This window comes from Ruegeria sp. AF5, assembly GCF_056541905.1.
Genome location: NZ_JBQFYZ010000002.1, coordinates 202,770 through 227,103, shown reverse-complemented (window position 1 = coordinate 227,103; position 24,334 = coordinate 202,770). Strand labels below are relative to the sequence as shown.

At 60.3% G+C, this 24,334-nt stretch carries 23 protein-coding genes; 14 read left to right on the top strand and 9 right to left on the bottom strand.

What is annotated here, in order from left to right:
* Positions 1 to 35: 35 nt before the first annotated feature.
* A complete protein-coding gene (locus ACR0DS_RS04625) occupies positions 36 to 3,422 on the bottom strand; it encodes a YhdP family protein (protein WP_480558146.1) in 3,387 nt (1,128 codons plus the stop codon).
* A 68-nt stretch (positions 3,423 to 3,490) separates the two neighbouring features.
* Here ACR0DS_RS04625 and ACR0DS_RS04620 point away from each other — a divergent pair, with 68 nt between their 5' ends.
* The 7 genes from ACR0DS_RS04620 to ACR0DS_RS04590 all read left to right on the top strand — a co-directional run bounded on the left by ACR0DS_RS04620 (position 3,491) and on the right by ACR0DS_RS04590 (position 9,529).
* Complete coding sequence (locus ACR0DS_RS04620; protein ID WP_209503615.1) at positions 3,491 to 3,952, top strand: peroxiredoxin; 462 nt, start codon at positions 3,491 to 3,493, stop codon at positions 3,950 to 3,952.
* Between the two features lie 89 nt (positions 3,953 to 4,041).
* Positions 4,042 to 4,860, top strand: a complete 819-nt coding sequence (locus ACR0DS_RS04615; RefSeq protein ID WP_209597550.1) for a ferritin-like domain-containing protein — start codon at positions 4,042 to 4,044, stop codon at positions 4,858 to 4,860.
* A gap of 173 nt (positions 4,861 to 5,033) precedes the next feature.
* The gene (locus ACR0DS_RS04610; protein ID WP_209503613.1) at positions 5,034 to 6,365 is read left to right on the top strand and encodes a DUF5930 domain-containing protein; all 1,332 of its coding nucleotides are present in this window, start codon (positions 5,034 to 5,036) and stop codon (positions 6,363 to 6,365) included.
* Positions 6,355 to 6,855 (top strand): bactofilin family protein, encoded by a 501-nt coding sequence (locus tag ACR0DS_RS04605; protein WP_209596778.1) that lies wholly within the window; start codon positions 6,355 to 6,357, stop codon positions 6,853 to 6,855. Before ACR0DS_RS04610 ends, ACR0DS_RS04605 begins: the two co-directional genes overlap by 11 nt.
* A gap of 119 nt (positions 6,856 to 6,974) precedes the next feature.
* Positions 6,975 to 7,796: a M90 family metallopeptidase gene (locus ACR0DS_RS04600; RefSeq protein ID WP_480558148.1), complete on the top strand. Its 822-nt coding sequence runs from the start codon at positions 6,975 to 6,977 to the stop codon at positions 7,794 to 7,796.
* Between the two features lie 102 nt (positions 7,797 to 7,898).
* Positions 7,899 to 8,588, top strand: a complete 690-nt coding sequence (gene aqpZ, locus ACR0DS_RS04595) for an aquaporin Z (RefSeq protein ID WP_209503607.1) — start codon at positions 7,899 to 7,901, stop codon at positions 8,586 to 8,588.
* A gap of 98 nt (positions 8,589 to 8,686) precedes the next feature.
* Positions 8,687 to 9,529 carry an alpha/beta fold hydrolase gene (locus ACR0DS_RS04590; protein ID WP_480558150.1) on the top strand — a complete coding sequence of 281 codons (843 nt, stop codon included), beginning with the start codon at positions 8,687 to 8,689 and terminating at the stop codon, positions 9,527 to 9,529.
* 41 nt (positions 9,530 to 9,570) lie between these two features.
* On the opposite strand, the gene ACR0DS_RS04585 is transcribed toward ACR0DS_RS04590, so the two are convergent.
* Positions 9,571 to 10,128 carry a peptidylprolyl isomerase gene (locus ACR0DS_RS04585; RefSeq protein ID WP_480480435.1) on the bottom strand — a complete coding sequence of 186 codons (558 nt, stop codon included), beginning with the start codon at positions 10,126 to 10,128 and terminating at the stop codon, positions 9,571 to 9,573.
* Positions 10,121 to 10,627 (bottom strand): peptidylprolyl isomerase, encoded by a 507-nt coding sequence (locus ACR0DS_RS04580; protein WP_209503601.1) that lies wholly within the window; start codon positions 10,625 to 10,627, stop codon positions 10,121 to 10,123. Before ACR0DS_RS04580 ends, ACR0DS_RS04585 begins: the two co-directional genes overlap by 8 nt.
* Before the next feature lie 133 nt (positions 10,628 to 10,760).
* On the opposite strand from ACR0DS_RS04580, the gene ACR0DS_RS04575 reads away from it, so the two are divergent.
* The 6 genes from ACR0DS_RS04575 (at position 10,761) to ACR0DS_RS04550 (ending at position 16,675) form a co-directional block, all read left to right on the top strand.
* A complete protein-coding gene (locus ACR0DS_RS04575; protein ID WP_480558152.1) occupies positions 10,761 to 11,951 on the top strand; it encodes a phosphoglycerate kinase in 1,191 nt (396 codons plus the stop codon).
* 72 nt (positions 11,952 to 12,023) lie between these two features.
* Entirely contained in the window at positions 12,024 to 12,368 is a 345-nt protein-coding gene (locus ACR0DS_RS04570; protein WP_480558154.1) for a lysozyme inhibitor LprI family protein, read from the top strand.
* Positions 12,369 to 12,509: 141 nt separating this feature from the next.
* A complete protein-coding gene (locus ACR0DS_RS04565) occupies positions 12,510 to 12,809 on the top strand; it encodes an FtsB family cell division protein (RefSeq protein ID WP_480558156.1) in 300 nt (99 codons plus the stop codon).
* A 159-nt stretch (positions 12,810 to 12,968) separates the two neighbouring features.
* Positions 12,969 to 13,958: a pyruvate dehydrogenase (acetyl-transferring) E1 component subunit alpha gene (gene pdhA, locus ACR0DS_RS04560; protein ID WP_209503593.1), complete on the top strand. Its 990-nt coding sequence runs from the start codon at positions 12,969 to 12,971 to the stop codon at positions 13,956 to 13,958.
* A 15-nt stretch (positions 13,959 to 13,973) separates the two neighbouring features.
* Complete coding sequence (locus ACR0DS_RS04555; RefSeq protein WP_480558158.1) at positions 13,974 to 15,347, top strand: pyruvate dehydrogenase complex E1 component subunit beta; 1,374 nt, start codon at positions 13,974 to 13,976, stop codon at positions 15,345 to 15,347.
* Between the two features lie 14 nt (positions 15,348 to 15,361).
* Positions 15,362 to 16,675 (top strand): pyruvate dehydrogenase complex dihydrolipoamide acetyltransferase, encoded by a 1,314-nt coding sequence (locus ACR0DS_RS04550; RefSeq protein WP_480558160.1) that lies wholly within the window; start codon positions 15,362 to 15,364, stop codon positions 16,673 to 16,675.
* Between the two features lie 69 nt (positions 16,676 to 16,744).
* Here ACR0DS_RS04550 and cysE read toward each other — a convergent pair whose 3' ends face one another.
* On the bottom strand, positions 16,745 to 17,554 hold the full coding sequence (gene cysE, locus ACR0DS_RS04545; RefSeq protein WP_480473363.1) for a serine O-acetyltransferase: 810 nt from the start codon (positions 17,552 to 17,554) through the stop codon (positions 16,745 to 16,747).
* Positions 17,555 to 17,638: 84 nt separating this feature from the next.
* Here cysE and ACR0DS_RS04540 point away from each other — a divergent pair, with 84 nt between their 5' ends.
* A complete protein-coding gene (locus ACR0DS_RS04540; protein WP_480616695.1) occupies positions 17,639 to 17,977 on the top strand; it encodes a TraR/DksA family transcriptional regulator in 339 nt (112 codons plus the stop codon).
* On the opposite strand, the gene ACR0DS_RS04535 is transcribed toward ACR0DS_RS04540, so the two are convergent.
* Genes ACR0DS_RS04535 through ACR0DS_RS04515 form a run of 5 tightly spaced genes read right to left on the bottom strand, consistent with a single transcriptional unit; the run spans position 17,958 to position 24,334 of the window.
* Complete coding sequence (locus tag ACR0DS_RS04535) at positions 17,958 to 18,254, bottom strand: DUF7742 family protein (protein ID WP_480558164.1); 297 nt, start codon at positions 18,252 to 18,254, stop codon at positions 17,958 to 17,960. The two genes, ACR0DS_RS04540 and ACR0DS_RS04535, sit on opposite strands and share 20 nt — an antisense overlap.
* An 8-nt stretch (positions 18,255 to 18,262) precedes the next feature.
* Complete coding sequence (locus ACR0DS_RS04530; RefSeq protein ID WP_480558166.1) at positions 18,263 to 22,372, bottom strand: baseplate multidomain protein megatron; 4,110 nt, start codon at positions 22,370 to 22,372, stop codon at positions 18,263 to 18,265.
* The gene (locus ACR0DS_RS04525) at positions 22,372 to 22,815 is read right to left on the bottom strand and encodes a C40 family peptidase (protein ID WP_480545413.1); all 444 of its coding nucleotides are present in this window, start codon (positions 22,813 to 22,815) and stop codon (positions 22,372 to 22,374) included. The genes ACR0DS_RS04530 and ACR0DS_RS04525 overlap by 1 nt, the downstream gene beginning before the upstream one ends.
* Positions 22,815 to 23,702, bottom strand: a complete 888-nt coding sequence (locus ACR0DS_RS04520; RefSeq protein ID WP_480558168.1) for a DUF2163 domain-containing protein — start codon at positions 23,700 to 23,702, stop codon at positions 22,815 to 22,817. Before ACR0DS_RS04520 ends, ACR0DS_RS04525 begins: the two co-directional genes overlap by 1 nt.
* Entirely contained in the window at positions 23,702 to 24,334 is a 633-nt protein-coding gene (locus ACR0DS_RS04515) for a phage distal tail protein, Rcc01695 family (protein ID WP_480558170.1), read from the bottom strand. Before ACR0DS_RS04515 ends, ACR0DS_RS04520 begins: the two co-directional genes overlap by 1 nt.

The window sequence follows — 24,334 nt, the reverse complement described above, 5'->3', positions numbered from 1 at the left end:
CCTTACAACCCCGCAAAAGATTCTGCCATATCCCGTCAGCGGTCACTGGGAGGAGAGCCAAAAGTCGGTTTCGGCTCGTCAGGTTCCACCGGCGCAGCATTGGGGCCGTCCGAGACCGTTGGCGCAGGCTGACGCAAGAGATCACGCAGAAAAAGGGGCGCCAGACCGGACAGAGGGTTCACCGCGACTTTGGGCGAGGATATCGGCCCGGTGAGTGTGTAATTGAACCCAAAGACGCCTTCACCCTTGCGGGTAAATACGCTGCCAACGGCATTTAGAAGGTAAATCGGTGAAATCGCCCCCCGCAGGTTCAGCAGGCTGTTCACGGTGTCGATTGTGCCATCAAACGAAAGCCCCATTGACGGGCCAACAGCGCTGCCACTCAGCACTTTGATGTCGGTGGGCGATATCCTCATGCGGCTGTCAATCGCCGAAAAGAAGATCCCCTGCCCGGCCATCTCGTCCAGCAGACCAACAAGGCTGATCGCGTTCAGGATCGCGGCCATGGCCGGGGCATCGGTGATCCGGGTATTAACGATCTTCAGGATCACGTCGTAACTGCCGGGCGCAGCTACTGGCTCAAGCTTCAGGTCCAGATCACCGCCGCGCGCCTGTGTCAGAACCCCGGCTGATCGCAAAACGGCCCCCGCGTCTTTCGACGTCAGGTCAACGGCGCTTCGATTTCCTCGCGGGGTGACTTGACCGGAAACAGCCGCACCGCCGTTCACCCGCGCTGTGAAGGTGCCATTTACGCCACCGGTTGTCTGGAACGCCCCCCGGAAACCTGTCAGCGCGACAGTTTCGGTGACCTGAAGACGGTCCAGTGCCACGTCCAGCTTCGGCCCGGGGGCCCCGCCGCCACCCGATCCTCCGCCGCTTTCCCCGAAATTCGCACGCCCCATGTTCAGCACACCGCCTAAGACGCGGATATCCGGGACAGCAGCCCCCCGCCCGATCAGCTCCGCTGGAACCGCAAGCCAGTCCCCCAGGTCGAACGAGCTGAACTGGACGCGGTCATATTCACCGTTTTCGTGAAAGGAAATGGATGCGGTTGTGCGCAGTCCCGCTGCATTGATCCGCAGGTCGTCCACCTTCAGCTGCGCGCCCAACGTCGCGTCCGCAGTCAGTGATCCTGTGGTGTTTGCCTCTTTGCGCCAGCCGAGTTCAGGGATGGCAAGTGCGACGCCCTGAAGGTCCGAAACAACAGACAGTTTCGGAGGAGCCCCAGCGCCCAGACCCAGCGTAATATCAGCAACCCCTTTGCCCGTCAGCATCCCCGGCGGCAAGCCGGCCCTGATCTCATCCATCAGACGCGGGGACAGTTCGATCTGGCCGGTGAAGGTGCTACGCTGTTCGGTTTCGCCGTCAATAGGCTGCTGCCAAAGCGCCTCTAGCGGAACATCGCCGAACTGACCCAGTCCCTGAATCTGAACACCCGACTGATTGCCGGAAATATCCAGCATCGGGGCACTTACGGAAAATCCCGGCACCAGACGGTCACTGGACAGATTGGCCAGCGTTCCGTTGAAGTGAAATTCGGTATCCTGAAACTTTAACTCTTTTATGAGCGGCAGGGACAGCGTTCCGGTCAACGCAACCGTGCCTTTGGCAACATCAACGGGTAACCCGGCCTTGCTCAGCAATTCCAGCGGTGGTCGGTCCAGCAGCGACAACGCAGAGGTCACGCTGCCCCTTGCCTGAATACGCGCGATGCCGGGCGCGGATTTCTTGATATCCGTGTCAGGTATGATGAAGGACGTCCCCGCGGCATCCACACTCCCCCCGTCATCGGCGACCACCACCCCCTGCTGCGCGGTGACCGTAAACCGGCTGTCGATCAGACTGGCCTGACCTTGTGCATCTTCGATTGGCGGCAGGGTCTTTGCAAAGCGAACCTTGGCTTGCTCGAACCCGAAATCAAGATACAGGTCCGGTTTGGAACCGGGCTCCAGACGCAGGGCGAAATCCATGTCCGACAAAACCCCCTGATAGAGGTTTTCCGTCACCCATTCCCGTGGCTTGGGTGCCAGACGCTCCGGCCAGTAGCTCAGAACATTGTCCGAGCTCATCTGATCCAGATGGGCATCCAGCGCCACAGCCCAGCCATCTGCACGTCCGTGCAAAACACCAAAGGCGCGCACGGTGTGGCCCGGATCCTCGATGGTCATCTGGCCAAGGCGCAACTGGAACGGGTTGAACGCCATCTTGAAATCCAGACTGGCGCGCGACAGCTGAATCGGCTCCGGGAACAGGTTCGCCGGGTTCACATTGATCCCGGACAAGCGCAACTGTGTCTCCAGACTGTCCAGCACACCATCTTCAGCCCCTTGCAGAAACGCCTTTCCATCGGCCTGAACTGTGCCCCAGGCCGACACCACCGACACCTCATTGAAGTCCAGCATCTGGGCGTTCGGGTCATAGGTGAAATATGTACGGGCAGATTCGAACGGGACAGGGCGTGTTTCCGGGTTGGGCTGCACCGCCCCGGCCCCCAGATTGAGGGTTGCGAACACGGTTCCTGTTGCCCCGTTTTCATCGACACTGCCCCGCAAAGCCCCTGAAATCGGTGCGCGCAGAACCTGCAACCAGGCAAGGGCCGGGCTTTGGCCTGCTATATCCTCGGCCGGAAGATCGGTGACCGAGATGCCAAAGCTGGCGGCAGGCGTGCCCAGTACGCTGGTATAGTTGGCCTCGATACTGCTGACATAGTCACGCCCCGACAGAACCGAAAACCCGGTTGCAAGCCGCACTTCGTTATCACTGCGGTTCGCCTGAATATGCCCACCGTCCAGAACCCACGACCGCCCCTGCCGCAGGTCGCGGTAATCCAGCGTAATCGCATCAAGTTCGACCGAGGTCAGCGCCGACAGTATCGGAGATTGAAAGACCTCGTCCGAGGTCTCGATCAGCTGTGCAAGGTCCGGCGCTTCCTGAACCGGCGCGCTGCCCGATCCCACGGTCAGGGTCAGCGCCCCGTCCTGATCGCGGGTCATGGCGATCTGCGCGCCACTCAGAATGATGCGCTTGGGCCGGACCTGACCGCGCAGCAAGGGGCGCATGGCCAGGCTGGCGCGCATATCGGATACCTGCGCAATCTGCTGGCCTGCGGCGTCACTGATGGCAACATCGGTCAGCCGCAGACGGGGGCGCCAGCCTTCGTGGATGATGAAACTGACGTCTCCAAACCGGATTTGCAGCCCGCCCAGCGCCCGTTCCAGCCGGGCTTCGACCCTGTCGCGCAGCCAGACCGGCGCGTGCATCCTCTGCCCCACGACCATGAAACCGGTGAACATCGCCAGAAGCACCAGCACGATGGCCCCACGCATGGCCCACAGACCAGCGGTGCGGCGGCGCGACCGACGGCGAACAGGCTTGCCCGGCTTTGCTTCGTCGTCTTCGTGCTGCTTCAATTTGCTATCCACGCCTTCCAACCCGCACGCGTTGCCCTATGATGATGGGCAGCCTTTAAAAACCTTTAGCGGAGTTTCCAATGCCCGACGTTTCAGACATCGCCCCCGACTTCACTTTGCCGCGCGACGGCGGTGGCGAGGTGACGCTTTCGGCGTTGCGCGGTGGCACCGTGGTTTTGTTCTTCTATCCCCGTGATGATACGCCGGGCTGCACCAAGGAATCCATCGGTTTCTCAGAGCAGCTTCAGGCGTTTACCGATGCAGGGGCTCACGTTTTCGGCATTTCGCGGGACAGCGTCGCCAAGCATGACAAGTTTGTCGCCAAACACGGGCTGACCACTCCGCTGTTGTCGGACGAAGGCTCGACCGTCTGCGAGGACTATGGCGTATGGGTTGAAAAGAACATGTATGGCCGGAAATCGATGGGGATCGAGCGATCAACCTTTGTCATTGATAGCGAAGGACGCATTGCCAAGGTCTGGCGCAAGGTCAAGGTGCCCGGCCATGTGGATGAGGTGCTGGAAGCGGTGAAGGCGATCTAAGCCCCCCTCGACCTGCCGCGCCATCCGGTCTATCACCCGCGCTGACATGCCAAAGGCGGAGCGACCCGGTGCCCAAAACACTGACACAGATGGCGACAGAGGTTCTGACAACAGCGGACGGGCGGGCCAAAACCGCCCTGTCCAAAGCCCATGCCGCCGCGTGGTTTGCCTCCCGCAAGGCCGAGGGTGAACCCATCGAGATCGGCACCGCATCACCGCCCCTGTCCCCCGCGCGCCCGGACAAGCCCGCGCTGTTGTCCCCGCGTGAGGTACCCAAACGGAAACCAGGTACCGAGGCCGGGCGCATTGCCCTGCTACACGCGGTTGCCCATATCGAGCTGAACGCTGTCGATCTGCACTGGGACATCATCGCGCGCTTTGGCCATGTACCCATGCCCATCGGGTTCTACGATGACTGGGTGAAATGCGCCGAAGAAGAATCGCGCCATTTCGAGATGGTCTGCGATTGCCTGGAACAGATGGGCAGCCACTATGGCGCCCTGCCCGCCCATGCAGGCATGTGGCGCGCGGCCGAGGACACCGCAGACGACCTGATGGGACGGCTGGCCGTTGTTCCCATGGTGCTTGAGGCGCGTGGGCTGGATGTGACCCCCGGCATGATCGAGATATTCCGCAAAGCCAAGGCCGAGCAGGCCATCGCCGCGCTCGAGGTAATCTATGCCGAAGAGGTCGGCCACGTCGCTTACGGCTCAAAATGGTTCCACTTCCTGTGCGGCCGCGAAAACGCCGACCCCAAGGACGTGTTTCACGCTCTGGTCCGACGGTATTTCCACGGTGTTCTCAAACCGCCCTTCAACGAAGAAAAACGGGCCGAAGCCGGGTTGCCCCCCGATTTCTACTGGCCCCTGACCGAAGACCTGCCCGCGCCCGGAGACCTCTCGAACTGACACTTCTGCGTAATATTCGGCAAAATCTCGCCGATCTTTGCGGGATATCAGCGCCATTTGCACTTGATTGGTCAACAAACTTGCCCGAACGCCCCTGCCGCTTTATGCAATCGGCGCAAGGGACGGCAGGCACTCACGACCGGTTCCGATCTTGGGGATGAAAGGTAGGGCGCGTGCGAACACGTCTGACAATAAAACTGCACTCACTGCTTGAGAGGCATTTCCCGGAACGCCGGGTCTTTCTGAAATCCGACAAGGACACAAGGTTTATCCGGCTCAGTTCGGAAACTCAGGTGGTCGCAGTGGCCGGAGTTGCCGTCATGGTCGGATGGACAGCGGTTGCGACAGCCATACTGTTGATGGACAGCATCGGGGCCGGGAATTTCCGGGAACAGGCAAAGCGCGATCAGGCCATCTATCAGGAACGCCTGAACACCCTGTCGGCAGAACGCGATTCCCGCGCACATGAAGCACTGGCCGCTCAGGACCGGTTCAATGCCGCGCTGGACCAGATTTCCGCGATGCAGTCGGAACTGCTGGCCTCGGAAAACCGTCGCCGCGAGCTTGAGACAGGTATCGAAGTTATCCAGACGACATTGCGCGCCACGATGAAACAGCGCGAAGAGGCGCGCTCAGAGCTGGCCCAATTGAAACAGGACACCAGCGGCTCTGATATGTATGCCGCGGTTTCCAGCGCCCCGGTACAGATGGCCTTCATGACCGACGCCTTGGCGAGGACGGCCAAAGAACGCGATCTGATCGCCTCCAACGCGCAGGACGCGCTGGAACAGCGGGACGATCTGGAACTTGAAATCCGTCTGATGCAGGAACGCAGCGACGAAATCTTCCGCCAGCTGGAAGAGGCGATGGTCATCTCGGTCGAACCTCTGGACAAGATGTTCCGTCAGGCCGGAATGCCCACCGATCGCATCATCGAAGAGGTCCGGCGCGGATATAGCGGTATGGGCGGTCCGCTGACCCCTTTATCCCTTAGCACACGCGGCGAAGAAGACGAGCTTTCGCCCGAAGAAGTCCGCGCAAACACGTTGCTGCGCCAGATGGATCAGCTGAACCTGTACCGGATTGCTGCGGAAAAGGCCCCCTTCGCCAATCCCGTACATTCTGCCGTGCGTTTCACCAGTGGCTACGGCAACCGGCGTGACCCCAAGTCCGGTGGTCGTCGGCAGCATAACGGTGTCGATTTTGCGGGACCGCAAGGCACCGATATATTCGCGACCGCTGATGGTGTGGTCACGCATGCCGGCTGGCAATCAGGCTTCGGACGCCTTGTGAAGATCAAGCACGCGTTCGGAATTGAGACACTTTATGCTCATAACACCAAGATCAACGTAAAGGTCGGCCAAAGGGTCTCGCGCGGGGATCATATTGCTGATATGGGTAGCACCGGACGGTCCACCGGCACGCATCTGCACTATGAGGTGCGCGTGAACGGAAATCCCGTAAACCCAATGACTTACATCAAGGCTGCGAAAAATGTTTTCTAAAAGCAAAATCAACGAGCCCGCACCCAAAGCACCTGAGGCGGCCAAACCTGCCGCTCCGGCGACCCCAGCGGCCCCTGCTCCGGCTGACGCGAAACCTGCAATGGCACCCAAGCCCAAGCCGCCGGCCTCGGTCCTGTCCTCGGATCTGCACATCACCGGCAACATCAAGACCAGCGGTGACATTCAGGTGGAAGGCACTGTCGAAGGCGACATCCGCGCCCATCTGCTGACCATTGGTGAATCGGCAACGATCAAGGGCGAAGTCACCGCAGATGACGTTGTGATCAACGGTCGCATCGTTGGCCGCGTGCGTGGTCTCAAGGTTCGCCTGACATCGACGGCCCGGGTCGAAGGCGACATCATCCACAAGACCATTGCCATCGAAAGCGGCGCGCATTTCGAAGGCTCGGTTCAGCGTCAGGACGACCCCCTCAACCCTGGCCGCAGTGCCAAAGCCGGATCGAACCCGGCGGCAGAAGTCAAACAGTAAGCAGACTGCATTTCTTGTCAGGACGCCGTGGGGCAACCCGTGGCGTCTTTTCTTTTGCGTGACCGTTTGGGGTCGGGATTCCCGTTTTCGTCCCTTTCTGATCGCGCTACAGTCGATCCATGTTGCTTTTTCTGACGGTTGTCGCGCTGATCGCTGGCGTTGCGGCCTTTCACTTCTGGTCGAAAAGACAATCCCGCCTGACCTTGCTGGCCACGTCGCTGTCCCGGCACCAGCGCGATATTGTGAACGCTCAGGTACCAATTATCCGGAAACTGCCCAAAGACCTGCGCGGGGCGCTGGAAGGAAAGATCAACCTGTTTCTTGATCAGGTCGATTTCGTCGGCTGCGACGGGCTGGACGTCACCGAAGACATGCAGGTGTCGATTGCCGCGCAAGCCTGTCTGCTCGTGGTGAATACGGACCAGTGGTATGACAACCTGACGACCATTCTGGTTTACCCCGGTGCCTTCAAGTCAAAACAGCGTCGCCACAGTGGCTATGTCGTCACCGAACAGGAAATCATCCGCAGCGGGGAAAGCTGGAACCGCGGCCCCGTGATCCTGTCCTGGGCCCACAGCCAGCGCGGAGCCCTGAATGATCACGATGGCCGGAACGTCGTCTTTCACGAGTTCGCGCACCAGCTTGATGACCTCTCGGGCGCAACCAATGGTGTTCCCGTGCTCAGCAATGGACAAAGTTTTGGCGAATGGGAAACCGCCTTTCTGAACGGTTACAAGACACATGTTCTTGCCGTGGAAAACGGAAAACCTACAGTGATCGATCCCTACGGCGCGGAAGGTCACGAAGAATTCTTTGCCGTTTCGGTCGAAGTGTTCTTTGAACGTCCACATGCACTGAAATCCTCTGACCCGGCAATCTATGAACAGCTGTCAAAGCTTTTTCATCTTGATCCCGCTCAATGGCACAGCGGTCCGTTCTGACCCGATTGAGGAAGCGTCGAAAAAAATTCCCCGTTCGCAACAATTTAACATAAGCTAATTCTTGAATTACGGTTAACCTCATTATTGGGCGGAGGATTTTCTATGTCATCGAAACTACTTGCCGAGTTCTTCGGCACGTTCTGGTTGGTTCTGGGGGGCTGCGGCAGTGCCGTTCTGGCGGCTGGTGTGGCAGATGTCGGCATCGGCTGGCTTGGTGTTTCCTTTGCCTTTGGCCTTACCGTTTTGACGATGGCTTACACGGTCGGCCCAATCTCGGGCGGGCATTTCAACCCGGCCGTCAGTTTGGGTCTGATGATTGGAGGACGGTTTCCGGCCAAAGACCTTCTGCCCTATTGGGTTGCACAGGTCATTGGCGCAATTGCCGCCGCAGTGGTTCTGTACCTGATCGTCAGTGGCGCACCCGATTTCGCTGGTGTCGGTGGGTTCGCGTCAAACGGGTATGGTGAGGCCTCGCCACAGGGATATTCGTTGATGTCGGCTTTGATCATCGAAATCGTGATGACGGCTTTCTTCATTCTGATCATTCTGGGCGCGACGTCGGACAAGGCACCTGCAGGGTTCGCTCCGATTGCCATCGGTCTGGCGCTGACCCTGATCCACCTGATCTCAATCCCGGTGACAAATACCTCCGTCAACCCGGCGCGCTCGACCGGCGTTGCCCTGTTTGCCGACGGCCCTGCTTTGGCTCAGCTCTGGCTGTTCTGGGTGGCCCCCCTGATTGGCGGCGCAATCGGCGCTTTGATCTGGAAGGCAATGTCCTCGGATGACTGATCCGCGCGGGAAAGGTAATTATCCCGTTTACTGAAAAACACGGTATCCTTCCGTCAAATCTGGCTTGGTTACGGCCTTTGGTTCAACGGGAGGATACAATGAAGACATTCACCACAGCACTTTTCCTAAGCTGCGCCGCGACGGCAGGCTGGGCCGAAGACAAATGGCTGAGCATTCCGCAAGCCCCCCAGATGCCCGCCGCCACCGAAGCGGGCACGGCAGAGATCAACGGCATCAACATGTATTACGCCACATATGGCGATGTGGGCGGCACCCCGGTTCTGATGATCCACGGCGGGCTTGCCCATGGCGATGTTTGGGCCGCGCAGGTTGCCGACCTGTCCCAGGACCACAGGGTAATCGTGGCGGATACGCGCGGGCACGGACGATCCACAAACGATGGCAGCCCCTATTCCTACGCGTTGTTGTCGCAGGATTATCTGGCGCTGCTGGATCATCTGGGTGTCGATCAGGTGCATCTGGTCGGCTGGTCCGACGGGGCAAATATCGGGTATTCAATCTCGACCACCAACCCGGATCGGCTGGTCAGTCACTTTGCCCATGCAGGCAATGTCACACTGGACGGGATCGATCCTTCGGTGGAAACCAACGAGGTGTTTGGCACTTATGTGGGCATGATGGCGCAAGATTATGCGGCCATGTCCCCGACTCCTGACGGGTTCGAGGCATTCCTTGGTGGGGTGGCCGCCATGTGGGGCACCGAAAAACCCGGTGGGCTTGAGGCGCTGTCATCGATCACCGTCCCGACACTTGTGGTTCAAAGCGCACATGACGAGGCCATTCTGATGGCGCATTCACAAGCAATTGCTGACGCGATTCCGGGCGCCAAGTTGCTTGTTCTGGATGATGTCAGCCACTTCGCATCTTTTCAGGATCCCGGTGCCTATACCCGTGCCATCCGCGATTTCATCGATCAATAGGCCAAAGAAAAAGCCCGGCGCTTGAGCCGGGCTAAATCATCTTATTCGGTAACGGTAACTTTTTTCATCACATCCGGTGCACCGATGATCGCACCGTTCTGGCCATCGCCCCGCTTGATCGCGTCGACCACATCCATACCGTCGGTCACCTGACCAACCACGGTATACTGGCCGTCCAGAAACGGGCCGGGGGCGAACATGATGAAGAACTGCGAATTGGCCGAATCCGGATCGCTGGACCGGGCCATGCCGACAACACCCCTGTCAAAACTCACGTCCGAGAACTCGGCCGGCAGATCCGCGCGATCCGACCCGCCGCGCCCGGCATAGCGCATGTCGAAGCCGTCCGCGCCCGAGTTGCCGTATTGCACGTCGCCGGTTTGCGCCATGAAGCCATCGATTACGCGATGAAACACGACGCCGTCATACTGACCGTCAGCAGCCAGAGCGGTGATCTGTTCCACATGCTGGGGTGCCACATCTTCGAACAGGTCGATCGAGATTGTGCCATTGGCCCCTTCCCCTTCGACCTCGATCTGCAAACCGCTGGCCAGCGCCGGGCTTGCCAGCAAGGCAAAAGCCGCAGCCAGTTTATGCATCTGCGGCCACCTTGACGCTGATCATGCGGTCTGGGCTTGCAGGCGGCTCACCGCGTACGATGGCGTCCACATGCTCCATACCGTCGATGACCCGGCCATAGACCGTGTACTGACCGTTCAGGAAGTGATTGTCCTTGAAGTTGATGAAGAACTGCGAATTGGCCGAATCCGGGTTCTGCGAGCGCGCCGCGCCCAGCGTGCCGCGATCATGGGGCAGCTTGGAAAATTCTGCCGGAACATTCGGCAGCGACGAACCGCCGGTGCCCGCCATGCGCAGGTTGAACCCGTCTTCCATATCACCATGCTGCACGTCGCCGGTTTGCGCCATGAAACCGTCGATCACACGGTGAAACGCCACGTTGTCATATTCACCGCCACGGGCCAGTTCCTTCATCCGCGCACTGTGCAAAGGCGCTACATCCGGCAGCAGCTCGATGACGACATTGCCGCCTTTCAGCTCGATGATGATTGTGTTTTCGGGGTCTTTGATCTCGGCCATGAGGCCCTCCTGTCGTTTATCTTGCGCAAATACCTATGACGCACGCGTGCGAATGCCAAGTGACGCATTGACCTGAGGGCAAAATGCAGGAAAAGAACCGCCTAAATCGGTTGCCAACGACAAGGATCGCACAATGGGCTGGAAAACACTGGACGATATGGACCTGAACGGCAAACGCGTGCTGGTGCGTGTGGATATCAACGTGCCCGTGGTTGACGGTGTTGTGACCGACGCCACCCGTATCCAAAGGATCGTCCCCTCGGTGCGCGATATTCTGGCCGCTGGCGGCAAACCGATCCTTCTGGCCCATTTTGGCCGTCCTGGTGGCGAACGGCGTGAAAGCCTGTCACTGAAACAACTGGTCCCGACTTTGGAAAGCGCTTTTGGTGCCAAGGTTCTGTTTGCCGCCGATTGCGTCGGGGCCGAGGCGGAACTGGCCGCCGGAGCCTTGCAACCCGGTCAGGTCCTGCTGCTCGAAAACACGCGCTTTCACGCGGCCGAAACCAAGAACGACGCCGATCTGGCCGCTGGCATGGCCAAGCTGGGGGATGTCTATTGCAACGATGCGTTTTCAGCCGCGCACCGCGCCCACAGCTCGACCGAGGCCATCGCCCGTCTGCTGCCCGCCTGTGCGGGCCGTCTGATGCAGGCCGAGTTGCAGGCGCTGGAAAGCGCGCTGGGTGCGCCCAAGCGCCCGGTAACGGCGGTTGTCGGCGGCGCCAAGGTCTCGACCAAGCTGGAACTGCTGGGCAATCTGATCGACAAGGTCGATTATCTGGTGATCGGTGGTGGCATGGCGAACACATTCCTTGTCGCCCAAGGCATCAGCGTTGGCAAATCACTGGCTGAAACCGCAATGAAGGACACCGCAGCCGAAATTCTGGCCAAAGCCGAAAGCTCGGGCTGCCAGATCGTCCTGCCGCGTGACATTGTGGTGGCCGAGAAATTCGAAGCCAACGCACCCCACAAGGTTCTGCCAGCCGACCAGTGCCCCGAGGATGGCATGATCCTGGACGCGGGCCCTGAAAGCGTCGCCGCGATTACCGCGATTTTCGACAAAAGCCAGACCCTGATCTGGAACGGCCCGCTGGGCGCGTTCGAGCTGGAGCCGTTCGACGCGGCCACCAATGCCGCGGCCCTGAAAGCCGCAGCCCTCAGCCGGTCGGGTCAGCTGATCTCGGTCGCGGGTGGCGGTGACACGGTTGCGGCGCTGAATGCGTCGGGGGCAGCCAAGGATTTCACCTATATCTCGACCGCAGGCGGTGCGTTCCTTGAATGGATGGAAGGCAAAACCCTGCCCGGTGTCGCTGCGCTGGAACAATAAGCGGCACTGATCGCATTTGGCCGCTTGTCACGGTTCATGGTATTATCCCCTATTTGAACGGGGGATTATGTCATGAGGTCATTATACCTGCTCATCCTTCTCGCAATGCCGTGGCCTGCAACAGCACAATCCAGTTGCGGTGGCCAGACACAGCTTGATGCAAATTTCTGTGCCAAGGAACAATGGGAAGCCGTTGACCGCGACCTCAACCGGTTGTGGAAACAGATCAAGCCGGTCGCTGATGCACGTGGCAACGGCGATGCCCTTCTGGATGAACAACGTGCGTGGCTAAAGGCGCGGGACGCCACCTGCGACAAGGAACTGTCCGGCGGCGGCAGCGCTGCGCCCATGTTCTACTGGACCTGTATGAAAGAGCAGACGCGTGCAAGAAATCAGCAGCTTCAGTCCTGGCGCTGAGCTTTAACCGGGACACACACGAAATACTGATGAAAAAACCGAATCAGGGGATTCACAACCCGAATCGCCTGTGACATAGTGCGATCAGAGGCTCGGAAAGAGCCCGTTATTGAGGCAAGTTTTCATACGGCGGTAAACAGAGTGTCCCGTTCCCATCGGCCCGGTTTGGGTGCAGTTCTCTTCTTCTCGGTGGCTTTCATGCTGGGTGTGTATTTCACCTTTGCCGCCGTTCAGGGGGATTACGGCCTGTTTCGGCGGGTCGAAATTGCGGCGGAACGGGACGCTCTGTCACGCCGTCTGGAAAAACTGAATGTCGAAATCGCCGAGATGGAAAACCTGACACGGCGTCTGTCCGACACCTATCTGGATCTGGACCTGCTGGACCAGCAGGCGCGCTCGGTTCTGGGCATGATCCGGTCGGACGAAATCGTGATCCGCTGATCAAATACCCTATTCAGAAAAGGCAACTCAGGCCCGGCGTTTCGGCCGGGATGCGCCGTGGCGAACGCTGCGTCACATTTACCCTCGCCAGAAAGCCCCAAATGCTTTATGAGATAGTTTAACGCTAAACTATCTGTCCGAAAGGGGGAGATCGCCACGATGGCTGCGCGAAAAACCACAAAGAAACCAAATGTTTCTGCGGAAGAACTCCAGACATACTACCGCGAGATGCTGCTGATCCGCCGATTCGAGGAAAAGGCCGGTCAGCTTTATGGTATGGGCCTGATCGGCGGGTTCTGCCACCTTTATATCGGACAAGAGGCCGTTGTTGTCGGGCTTGAGGCCGCAGCAGAGGAAGGCGACAAGCGCATCACCTCGTATCGCGACCACGGTCACATGCTGGCCTGCGGCATGGATCCGGGCGGCGTTATGGCCGAACTGACCGGGCGCATCGGTGGCCTGTCCAAGGGCAAGGGCGGCTCGATGCACATGTTCTCGAAAGAAAAGCACTTCTACGGCGGGCATGGTATCGTCGGCGCGCAGGTTCCGCTGGGCGCGGGGCTGGCATTTGCCGACAAGTACAAGGAAAACGGCCGCGTCACCTTCACCTATTTCGGGGACGGTGCCGCGAACCAGGGTCAGGTGTATGAGACCTTCAACATGGCGGCCATCTGGGGCTTGCCGGTGATTTTCGTGATCGAGAACAACCAGTACGCCATGGGCACCGCTCAGTCCCGCTCGACCTCGACCAAGGACATCTTCCATCGCGGCGAGGCATTCGGCATTCCGGGCGAGATCGTCAATGGCATGGATGTGCTGGCGGTCAAGGAAGCAGGCGAAAAGGCTGTCGCGCACTGCCGCGCGGGCAAAGGCCCCTATATCCTGGAAATCAAGACCTACCGCTATCGCGGCCACTCGATGTCCGACCCGGCCAAGTACCGGACCCGCGAAGAAGTTCAGAAGGTCCGCGAACAAAGCGACCCGATCGAACATGTGCGCGAGTTGCTACTGACCGGCAAGCACGCGACCGAGGATGACCTGAAAGCGATCGACAAGGAAATCAAGGAGATCGTCAATCAGGCCGCCGAATTCTCGAAAGAAAGCCCCGAGCCTTCGGTCGAAGAGCTCTGGACTGACATTTACGCCTGAGAGGACGAATAAGACATGGCAACCGAAATTCTCATGCCCGCCCTTTCCCCCACGATGGAAGAGGGCACGCTGGCCAAATGGCTGGTCAAGGAAGGCGATACCGTATCTTCGGGCGACATCATGGCCGAGATTGAAACCGACAAGGCAACGATGGAGTTCGAAGCCGTCGATGAAGGCATCGTTGGCAAGATCCTGATCGCGGAAGGCACCGAAGGGGTCAAGGTGAACACCCCTATCGCAGTGCTGGTCGAAGAAGGCGAAGACGCCTCTGCCCTGCCCGCGGCAACCCCCGCAGCCGCAGCAACGCCCGAGGCCGCCCCCACAGCAGCCCCGGCCCCGGCTCCTGCCGCAGCAGCCCCCGCGGCTCCAGCGGTGGACCTGTCACCCGACTGGCCCGCGGATGCTGAAATGAAATCCGAAACCGTGCGCGAAGCCTTGCGTGATGCAATGGCCGAGGAAATGCGCGGCGATGAAAACGTCTATCTGATGGGCGAGGAAGTCGCTGAATATCAGGGGGCCTATAAAATCTCGCAAGGTCTGCTGGATGAATTTGGCTCCAAACGCGTGATCGACACCCCGATCACCGAACACGGGTTTGCCGGTATCGCGGTGGGTTCGGCCTTTGGCGGTCTGAAACCGATTGTCGAATTCATGACCTTCAACTTCGCCATGCAGGCGATTGACCAGATCATCAACTCTGCGGCCAAAACGCTCTATATGTCCGGTGGTCAGATGGGTTGCCCCATCGTGTTCCGGGGGCCCAACGGGGCCGCGGCCCGCGTGGCCGCACAGCACAGCCAGGACTATGCCGCGTGGTACATGCAGATCCCCGGTCTGAAGGTCGTCATGCCCTATTCAGCCGCTGATGCCAAAGGTCTGCTGAAATCGGCCATCCGCGATCCCAACCCGGTTGTGTTCCTGGAAAACGAAATCCTCTACGGTCGCTCTTTCGAGGTGCCGCAGGTGGATGACCTGACCATTCCGCTGGGCAAGGCCCGCATCTGGCGCGAGGGCTCGGACGTGACCATCGTCAGCTTTGGCATCGGCATGCAATACGCGCTGGAAGCCGCCGACAAGCTAGCCGAAGATGGTATCAGCGCCGAAGTGATCGACCTGCGCACCATCCGCCCGATGGACACTGGCGCTATCATCAACTCGGTGATGAAGACCAACCGTCTGGTGACAGTGGAAGAAGGCTGGCCGCAGGGGTCTGTCGGCAGCTACATCAGCTCGGTCGTGATGCAGGAGGCGTTTGATTACCTCGACGCGCCGGTCATCAATTGCACTGGCAAGGACGTTCCGATGCCCTATGCCGCCAATCTCGAAAAGCTGGCCCTGATCACCACGGATGAGGTGATCGCCGCCGTCAAACAAGTGTCCTACCGGTAAGGAGCGACAGACAGATGCCTACAGAAATTCTGATGCCCGCCCTGTCCCCGACCATGGAGGAAGGCACGCTCGCCAAATGGCTGGTCAGGGAAGGCGATACCGTCTCCTCCGGTGATCTGCTGGCCGAGATTGAAACCGACAAGGCCACGATGGAATTCGAGGCCGTTGACGAAGGCACCATCGGCAAGATCCTGATTCCCGAGGGCACCGAAGGGGTCAAGGTCAACACCGCCATCGCGGTTCTGCTGGAAGACGGCGAAAGCGCCGATGACATCGGCACGGCTCCGGCGGCTGCTCCGGCGGCTGCCCCCGCAGCCGTCGCGGGCAACGAGGCTGCCGCGCCAGTGGCACCCGAGGCGCCCGCCCCTGCCCCGGCCGCTCCGGCCAAGGCAGATGGCGGTCGGATTTTTGCCTCGCCTCTGGCCCGCCGGATTGCTGCGCAAAAAGGTCTCGACCTGACACAGATTTCCGGTTCCGGCCCGCATGGTCGCATCGTCAAGGTCGATGTCGAAGGCGCAACTGCCACCGCGCCGGCAGCGGCTCCTGCCACTGCTCCCGCCGCCGCCGCGCCCGCAGCTGCCCCAACAGCTCCGTCTGGTCCATCGGCGGATATGGTCGCGCGGATGTACCAAGGCCGCCCGTACGAGGAAATCAAGCTCGACGGTATGCGTAAAACCATTGCTGCACGCCTGGGCGAGGCCAAACAGACCATTCCGCATTTCTACCTGCGCCGCGATATCAAGCTTGATGCGCTGCTGAAATTCCGTGGTCAGTTGAACAAGCAGTTGGAAGGTCGCGGCGTCAAGCTCAGCGTCAATGACTTCATCATCAAGGCCGTCGCCAACGCGCTGCAACAGGTTCCGGCCTGCAACGCCGTCTGGGCAGGTGACCGGGTGCTGCAACTGAAACCGTCAGATGTGGCTGTTGCCGTCGCAATCGAAGGCGGGTTGTTCACGCCGGTCCTGCAAGACGCTGACATGAAATCCTTGTCAGCCCTTTCCACCGAGATGAAAGACCTTGCCGCCCGCGCACGCGAGCGCAAGCTGGCTCCGCATGAATATCAGGGCGGCACCTTTGCCATCTCGAACCTGGGCATGTTCGGCATCGACAATTTCGACGCCATCGTGAACCCGCCCCATGCCGGAATTCTGGCCGTCGGCACCGGCGTCAAGAAACCGGTTGTCGGGGATGATGGCGAGCTGACCGTGGCAACGGTGATGTCTGTCACCATGTCGGTTGACCACCGGGTCATCGACGGCGCGCTGGGGGCCGAGCTGCTCAAGGCCATTGTCGACAATCTGGAAAACCCGATGGTCATGCTGGCGTAAGCCATACCGACCTCGCAAAAAAGGCCGCCTCGAATATCGAGGCGGCCTTTTTTGTTAGTTCAAATCAACCTACTGATCTTTGCCCAGCATGTGATCCATCGAGATCGACGGCTGATCGCATCCGGCCTCGCCCACAATCTTGGCCGGGATACCGGCAACGGTCTTGCACGGCGGAACGTCCTGCAACACCACCGAACCGGCGGCGATACGGCTGCAATGGCCGACCTTGATGTTACCCAGAACCTTTGCCCCGGCCCCGATCAGAACACCATCTCCGATTTTGGGATGGCGGTCTTCCTCCTCCTTGCCGGTTCCGCCCAGCGTCACTGAATGCAGCATCGACACGTTGTCTCCGACCACGGCGGTTTCACCGATGACGATGGAATGGGCGTGGTCGATCATGATCCCCTTGCCGATCCTCGCGGCCGGGTGAATATCGATGCCGAATATCTCCGACGATCGCATCTGGAAGAAATAGGCCAGATCAAAACGTCCTTTGCGCCACAGCCAGTGCGCCACGCGATAGGCCTGCATGGCCTGATAGCCCTTGAAATACAGGATCGGCTGCAACAACCGGTGGCAGGCCGGATCACGCTCATAAACCGCCATCAGATCGGCGCGGGCGGCTTCCAGCAATCCGGGATCGTTTGCATAGGCCTCGTCCACGATCTCACGCAGAACCATCATCGACATTTCGTTCGAACACAGCTTGGCCGCGATCCGATAGGACAGTGCACGCTCAAGGCTGCGGTGATGCAGAATACAGGCGTGTACAAGCCCGCCCATAAGCGGCTCCGTCTCGACGGCTGCTTGGGCTTCGGATGTGATACGGTTCCAGACCGGATCGACCGGTGTCACAGGGCTGCGTTTTTCAAACATAGCTTTTGATCCTTTGCTGCGCCTAGAATGCCATTTAGTGGCAAAAAGGCCAAACGCAAACCCGTGATCCGCGATACAACGAAAATGAATGAGTCCGAACGCGCATATTTTGAAACACGAATCCACGAGCGTCTGGCCGAACTGGATCAATTGTCCGCATCAGGCCAGCAGGCTCAGGCCGTTGTTGAACTGGATCAGCAGGCGGTTGGTCGGCTCAGCCGCATGGATGCGTTGCAAAACCAGGCGATGGCAAAGGCGCAACAGGTGAATCGCAATGTCGAAACCCGCCGCCTTCAGGCCGCGCTTATGCGGCTGGACGAGGGGGAATACGGCTATTGCGAGGATTGCGGCGACCGTATTCCCGATGGGCGATTGTATCTGGATCTGGCCGCCAGCAAATGCGTCAGCTGCGCAACCGGGTGATCAGAAACTCGGCAAGATGGTGCAAAACCAGCGAGAAACACTGACAATATTGCAAATCGTCAAACCCCGGCTCATCGGCCAGCACCCTGTTGCGCGCAACCGCCATCAACGATCCGTTGCCGTGAACCGGATGCAGCCGACCCGTGCGTGCGCGGTGATTGTCGGCCAGTTCCGCCTCATGGATCATCCGGACGCATAAGCGGGTCCGCTCTGGCGGCGGCGCCGCCAACAAGGCGCGCGCCGCGGCACTTACATCACCGTGCAATAGCGGTCGCATCGGGCCGCTTACCCGACAACCAGTTGCGCCATCGCACCGGGGCCGTAAATGGCCGACACCTGCGCAATCCCGACCTCATATGACCCGGTCAGACCATCTGCCGCCTTCAATGCCGCCGAATAGGACCACCCTGGCAGGGATGTCATCTCTTCACGGACAAGGGTTCCCCCAGCAAAGACACGCACAAGATAGGATTCGCTTTCCTCGCCCAGTGGAACCTCCAGCCCTGACCAGTCATCCCCATCCAACCGGGTGCGCCGCACCCAGGTCAGGTGATCGCCGGTTGCGTCGGATCGCACCCGGAGGTGAACCGGTGAATACGGGCGCAAACCATTGCCGTCGAATGAGGCGATCAGATGCTGGTAAGCCGGATCATCGTAACCACGGGTCGCCGGGCCGATGCGATAGTGTTTGGCCAAACCCCGCTCGTTACGCAACAGGTTGATCTGCTGCACCTGATCGTTCAGCAACACGAATATGGACCCGTCCGGCCAGACATCCGGCATCAGGGCATCCGACCCCAACTGGCCCCTCAACCGCCCGGACAACGCGTAAACGCCGGGGGACTCAAGCGTGGCATCCGAGAACTGGAACACCTCCCAGTTGCCGGGTGTTCCGTCGCCGATGGCCGCCAGATTGACACCGTTCAGAACCGCGCCACGCGGACGCGATTCCAACTGACCGGCCAACAGCCGCACCGTCACGGCCGGGCCTTCGTCCCAGACGCCGATACTGGCGCGCCTCAGCGGTGTTTCGGTCACGCCCACAATGGCCTGACCGGGGATCACATCACTCAGGCTGTACCCCTCATCGGTTGAGGAGGAATAAACCGTCGCGGCCCCCGGCCAGGGATCAGCGGTCACCGCAAGATAAGGTGCATGCGGGACCTCTGCCCCGGTGATCAGCGGCAGGTCCAGAAACACCGGCAACACGGGAACGGGCGCAGCATAGGGTCTGACAACCGCCGGGTCGTCGCGCAATTGCGATGCCTTATACACACCCTGTTCAACCCGGACCGCTTCGACCAGTTGCAGATCGGCAGATTCCAGACGGTCAATCCGGTAAAGGGGGCTGTTTTCGGTCTCTGACAACCGCACCAGATCACCTGCGCCCAGATGCAGCAGCGATGGCGGCAAGGCAAACCGCACCGTATCGCGGGAAACACGGGCCTCACTCAACCAGCGCTCGGCCGTTTGCCGGCCTTCGGTGCGTGTCATGGACAACGGCATCTCGTTGACCGAGACCGAATGCGTGCTGTCCTCGGGCAGAACCGCCTCTTCCGCAACCAGATCGTGATCCGCATCCGACTGGACAAAACGCAGGCGCACGCGGCCCGTCATCTCGGCCTCGGCTTCTCGCCGGTGCTCAACCGTGCCATCCAGATCACCGCTGATCGCCAGATGATCGGGATTCAGGGCAATCGCGCCATAGCCATCGCGCATCTGAAAGCGCAAGATGCCGTTCCGTTCGATCGCGTCGAACCCATAGCGCAGCATCAGCGGCTGCAAAGCCGACCGCGCATTTGTCACATCTTCGATGACATATCCTCGAACCACGCCATAAAGCCCGGAAACATCGATATCTGTCACCCCTGCCGCGTGGCATATCTCAGTCACGACCGAGGCCAGCGTGCGCGAGCCGGACCGGCCGTTCAGCCAATGCCCCCGGTCATAGTTCGCCCCATCATCCCATTGGCTTCGCAAATTTGGAAAGGTCGGAAACGGGCGGGTATCCCACGCCCAGACATAGGCATTCGCCAAATCCAGCATTGGCCCGCCATAGACTTGCGACACCGGGTTGATGTCCGGGTCGCTCCAATATCCAAGGGTCACCGCCAGGTACTGAACCTGAATGAAATCGTCGCGCAGCCCGTTTGAATATGCGGGCAGCAGCGATTCAGACGATTTCGGGTCCAGAAACTTGTTCGGCTGGTTCGTGCCCTTGTCGATTGCCGCACATCCCAACTCGGTAAACCAGATCGGCTTTGATCCGGGCACCCAGTCGGTCGGATTGGGCTGACGAACGCCACCGATCCGCTCGTGGTGCAGATTTGACCACCAGCCGCGCAGGTCCTTGTAGCGCCAGACCCATGGCTCATCATGCTCCTGATCTTCGATGGGCGTTCTGATCTGTGCCTCGGCCTCTTCCGGCGCGGCATAATACCAGTCATACCCCTCGCCCCCTTCGATATTGCCGCGCAGATACCCAAGGTCATAGACTGACGGCGCACCCGCCTCGGCGTCCACGTGGTTTTCTCCATCACGCCAGTCAGACAACGGCATGTAATTGTCGATGCCAATGAAATCGATGTTGTCATCCGCCCACAACGGGTCGAGGTGAAAATACCTGTCTCCGCTTCCGTCGGGCTGATATCCGAAATACTCGCTCCAATCCGCCGCATAGCCGATCTTGGTGTCCGGGCCCAGAATCTGGCGCACCTCTGCCGCCAGCGCACGCAGTTGCGCAACAGCGGGAAAGCCCGAGGCTCCGCGGATCTGGGTCAGGCCACGCATCTCGGACGAGATACAGAAGGACGACACTCCACCAGCCGCCTTGCACAACATGGCATAGTGCAGAATGAACCGGCGCAGGCCCCATTCCTGCGGACCAGAATATTTGACGATTTTCGTGGCCGGAACCGGACCATTGCCAAGCAAGCCGCCAAACGTGCCACCACCGTTTACCCATTGCAGATCACCAGGCCCGCGATCATCCGGCCGCCCGCCAAGCACCGGGCCCGAGCCACTGCTGCCGCCGCCACCGCCCGAGTCCACCGGGTCGTCAAAGCCTTCGTTGATCGTAAAATCCGCAGCACTTGCTGTCCCAAAGAACGCGGCCACCTGCGCGTCCGCCGCAGCGGTCTGATCAGCAGACCCCGCGCGCCCCGGTGCCACATCCAGCGTGATCCGTCCCCGCCAAGGCAGATGGGGCTGGCTTGCGGCCTCCGACCAGGGATCAGGCAGCCCGTTTCCCTGCAATTGTTCCATCAGGATGAACGGATAGAACATGACCCGCTTACCCGACTGGTTGAGGTGACGGATCGCCTCGACCACTGCCGGGTCTGCGGGTGTTCCGCCATAGACCGGGCGACCGTCCTGCCGCGCGACCTGGCCCGCCGTGCTGCGGACCTGATCCGACACGATCCAGGGCATGTTGCGGCTGTCCGTGTCGCTCTGTTCGACCTTGGGCCGGATCGTGCATGTGCCGCATCTCAGATCGTCACCGAACCACGAAACCACCAACGAGGCCGCATCGCAATTTGGCAGCTCGGTCTCCAGCGCACGGGTCGAGCTCACAAGATCCGATACACCGGACGCAGAATGCACATTGGCCGCCCAGCTTGTCCCGGATTGCGTATAATTCACCTGCGAACGGGCCAGCGCATATTCTCCCGTGCCCGGTATCATCGCCACCCCGCGCACGATTTGCGGCAAGGAGCTTGGGTAATCAGGCATGTCGCGCTGCGCGGGGCGCACCACTTCGAACGAGAACTGCGGCACCCGGTTGCCAAAACTCGCAAGCTGGAAATCCTCGATCACCACATAGGCTGTACCGCGATAGGCTGGTACCGTGCCCGCCCCTTCGATTGCTTCGATCAGGGGATCGGGCAACTGATCCTGCGTCCCGTGATAGATGCGCATGTTCAGCCCGGATCGGTCCTGTTCTTCCCCGTCTGCCCAGATGCGCCCGACATCGGCGATTTCACCCGCACCAACGGCAATGGCCAGCGAAATCGAATAGCTGTAGCTGACGGTGGTCACTTCGGGGGCCTTGGGTTTGCCTTTGCCCCCGCCTCCGCCGCCCTGCGTTTCCCGGGTCTCGGTCTCCAGAAAGTCCGAGGCCCAGATGACCTGACCGCCCACGCGCATACGCCCAAAGACAGTGGTCACCGGCGCGCCCTCGCCGGTTTCCGTCAGCCTGAACCGGTCCATGCGGCCTGTTTCGACGACTTCACTGCCACTGCCCATGACGGATTGACTGAAGAACCTTTGGTCGATAACCCGCCCGACCGTCGCGCCAATGGCCCGGCCGATGATCGCGGTGGACAGGCCCGCGACGGTGCCACCGATTGACCCGCCCAGCGCGGCCCCGGCAGCGGAAAGAAGAATAGTAGCCATCAGAGCACCTCCAACGGGAATTCGAAACAGGAAACGACCCTGCGACGCCAAGGGCCGCTCAGCGCGTTCTCGACGACGCCATGGCCGGAATAGGCGTGAATGAACCTCGGCTCAGAGCCTGCGACGCTGACGATGCCAAGATGTTTGGCCACGCTGCCATCGCGCATCCGGAACAGCAGCACATCTGCGACCGCAAAATCGGCGGCCGTTTTTTCGACCAGATGCCGCCGCGCCGCCGCCCACATGCGTTCCTCGCCCTGCGGCTCGGACCAGTCCAGACTGTAGACCGGAACCGCCTCGGGCTCCTGCCCGATCACGGCGCGCCAGACGCCGCGCAGCAGGCCCAGACAATCCGTGCCCGCCCCCTTGGTCGAGGCCTGATGCACATAAGGCGTCCCCAACCAGCTGCGCGCTTCTGCGACAATATCCTGCCTGTGCATCATCACCTCAGGCTCCCTCCGCTGTTGGCTTTGCTCTGTTTGGGAACGGCCATCACCCAGTCTTCGCCCGGAAGATCTGGAAAGCCCTGAAAGTTCAGCAGGTTGTTGAACTTCAGGCGGCAGGTCTCCATGCGTTTGTCGCACCCCGCCCGCAGCCTGACCATGTCACCCGGCACCAGGCTTTCCCCGAAACCGGACCAGAGCGTGATTTGCCGCCCTTCCGCTACCTGCCCGTCATGCTTGATTGAAGACCAAAGCCCCTTCGCCGCTCCCGACACAACGTCGACCCTGCCGCGTTCGAACCAGCCGTCATCGATGGTTGCCCCGCCCGCAACAAGCAGAACGGTTCCGCCATCAAAACCGGTGACGGCGCCCTCAATCCAATAGCCGGGCGTATCCATGTCGAACCGACAGGTCCGGTCCCCCAATACGGCAGTACAAGGCTTCTGATACACGCGCCCCAACGGGCGGTTCAGCAAATCTGTCAGGCCACGCAACTCGGCGTGGAATGCACCGCCTGCGCGCCGCAATTCCCCGATCGAGCCCCGGAACTGAAGGATACGCTGATCCGGGTCGGCCCAGTTGACCAGCCACGCGCGCACTTCGGCCCCGTCGAACCGCCCCGCCTCGATATCCTCCTCGCGAATGGCCGCATCCGACAGCGCGCCCATGGCTTCGGTGTTGTCAATGGACAGGCCGGTGGCCTGTTCGATGGCCGCCGCCGTCAATCCGGTGCTGGCCCGGAACGTCAATCCGTCAAAGCCAAGCTCCAGATCATGATCGGTGAACCCGTATTCCTGACCATCCCGGCGTCTGATCGCCCAACACCGGCACACGGTGGTCATTCCGCTTTGCAGATGCGCGTGCAGGCCCTGTTCATCCACAGCCATCAGACACGCACCTCGACCACAGGAACGTTCGGCGCCTCTCCGGCCTGAAAACTGGCGACGCTGGTATGGATCTTGTCGGTGTCAAACCGCACCGGTACATCGAATTCGAATCCGGCGGTGATATCCACCTCTTCCGGTGGCGGGTCGGCAAAGGTGATCCGGCCGGTTGCCAGATCAACCTCGAATTCCACACCCTCCCGGATCTCATCCTGATCCAGCCCCAGACGCACCGTCCCCAGCACCGGCTTGACGATGGGGCGGGCATAGCTGACCCCGCCCGAGCTATAGGTCTTGATCAGCTGAAACACAGTCCGCACACCGTCGCCGCGTGCGATAACCTGATCTCCGACATCGACATCCAGCGTGGCCTTGCCGGATTTGAAATCCGACCAGTCCTTCCAGCGAAACCCGTACATCTGGCCCTGCCGCGCCTCGAAGAACGAGATCAGCGTCTCGATATCGTCCAGCGAGCGCATCCCCAGCCCCGCGTCATACCTGCGCCGGGAATGGGCCCAGGGCGTGTTGCGCTCTTCGAACCCGTTGGCCAGCGTCACAATATCCGTGCGCCGTTCGGGCCCCCCGACCGAGCCAAAGCTCAGGCTGGCGGGAAATCTCACCTCGTGGAAAGTCAT